This window comes from uncultured Thiocystis sp. (assembly GCF_903866365.1).
Classification (GTDB): Bacteria; Pseudomonadota; Gammaproteobacteria; order Chromatiales; family Chromatiaceae; genus Chromatium.
Genome location: NZ_CAIPNF010000009.1, coordinates 1 through 1,854 on the forward strand (window position 1 = coordinate 1; position 1,854 = coordinate 1,854).

Below are 1,854 nucleotides of genomic sequence, written 5' to 3' on the forward strand. Positions count from 1 at the left end.
AACAATACCCTCAAGACCAAGGGATATCCTTTCGAACACAATGATGGTCATGGCCAGCAGCATCTGGCCGCCCTGTTCGCGAGCCTGATCCTGTTGGTGTTCCTCGTCCATACTGTGCTTGACCGACTCCATCCCGGCTACCAGGCGGTGCGCCGTCAACTGCCGTCGCGTCGCACGTTCTTCGAGCATCTGCGTGCACTGATCCAGTACCGGTACCTGCCCTTCGACTCCTGGGAGCACCTGTTTGATTTCATGCTGGAGGCACTTGAGCCAGCGCGGCCACCACCCGCACGCCGCGCGGGCGGGAAGCAGGGGCAAATTTAGAATTGCTTCATCAGGATTCGCGTCTGGCATTCCTTCGCGCGAATCCTGTAAGATGATCGGATTTTCCGAGCGGACTTTCGTCATGGGATTCAAATGCGGCATCGTCGGCCTGCCCAATGTCGGCAAATCGACCCTTTTCAATGCCCTGACCAAGGCCACGATCGCGGCTGAAAACTACCCCTTTTGCACCATCGATCCGAACGTCGGCGTGGTGCCGCTGCCCGATCCGCGTCTCGATGTCATCGCCGCCATCACCAGGCCGCAGAAGATCATCCCCACCACCATGCAGTTCGTCGACATCGCCGGGCTGGTCGCGGGCGCCTCCAAGGGCGAGGGACTCGGCAACAAATTCCTGGCCAATATCCGCGAGACCGACGCCATCGCGCATGTCGTGCGCTGCTTCGAGGACGACGATGTGGTGCACGTCGCCGGGCGGATCGATCCGCTGGACGATATCGAGGTCATCAACACCGAGCTGGCGCTGGCCGATCTGGAGTCGGTCGAGCGGGCGCTCGATCGCGCCGAGCGCGCGGCCCGCACGGGCGATAAAAAGATCCTTGCCCGCAAGGCGCTGCTGGAACAGGCGCGCGACCAGTTGGATGCCGGAAAGCCGGTGCGCGCGCTGGGTTTTAACGAAGACGAACTGCTGGAATTGCGGGATCTGTTCCTGCTGACGGCCAAGCCCACCATGTACATCGCCAACGTGGCCGAGGACGGCTTCGTCGACAATCCGCTGCTCGACAAAGTGGTCGCGCTTGCCGCCGAGGAAGGGGCCGAGGCGGTGGCCGTCTGCGCCGCTATCGAGGCGGAGATCGTCGAACTCGAAGAGAGCGAGCGCAATGAGTTCCTGGCCGACCTGGGACTCGACGAACCGGGGCTGAACCGTGTCGTGCGCGCCGGTTATCGCCTACTGGGACTCGACACCTATTTCACCTCCGGCCCCAAGGAAGTCCGCGCCTGGACCATCCCCAAAAACGCCAAGGCACCCAAGGCCGCCGCCGTGATCCATACCGATTTCGAACGCGGCTTCATCCGCGCCGAGGTCATCGCCTATGACGACTTCGTCGCCTTTAAGGGCGAGCAGGGCGCGAAAGAGGCGGGGAAGCTCCGTTCGGAAGGCAAGGAATATGTGGTCAAGGACGGCGACATCGTCCACTTCCGGTTCAACGTCTAGCCGCCTGTCGGACTTCGGCGCCCCGTCGCGGCTGGTGTTCCGGGACACTGTCCGGAACAACCCCGATGGCCGGAGTGCCACTGCCAATGCGCCGCTTCCACCCGATCGACCGTGAGACTGATTTGCTCCTGCCCCTGTCGGTGCAGGACTGGCTGTCCAAGGGCCACCTGGCACGCGACCTCGTCGAGGTGGTGGAAGCAGGCGTCTGCCGGTACCGGAAGCAGGGCCTAGCATCCGGCCCTGCGGTTGGCGTTGCTGCTCGATGGCGACGCCACCGGGTGTTTCTCCAGCCGCCAGATCGAGCGGGCCACCGACGATGCGTTGGCGTTTCGCTTCATTGCCTGCAACCGGCACCC

General features: G+C 63.1%; 1 protein-coding gene and 2 pseudogenes. All 3 read left to right on the forward strand.

Going from position 1 to position 1,854, the window contains the following annotated elements:
- Positions 1-324, forward strand: a pseudogene (locus tag QZY07_RS00270) (hypothetical protein); the annotation flags it as partial.
- An 82-nt stretch (positions 325-406) separates the two neighbouring features.
- The gene (gene ychF / locus QZY07_RS00275; protein ID WP_295398837.1) at positions 407-1,498 is read left to right on the forward strand and encodes a redox-regulated ATPase YchF; all 1,092 of its coding nucleotides are present in this window, start codon (positions 407-409) and stop codon (positions 1,496-1,498) included.
- A gap of 86 nt (positions 1,499-1,584) precedes the next feature.
- Positions 1,585-1,854, forward strand: a pseudogene (locus tag QZY07_RS00280) (IS5/IS1182 family transposase); the annotation flags it as partial.

Bases quoted from the DNA above. Each gene is read 5' to 3' on its own strand.
- ychF (WP_295398837.1), top strand. From the start codon at position 407: ATGGGATTCAAATGCGGCATCGTCGGCCTGCCCAATGTCGGCAAATCG.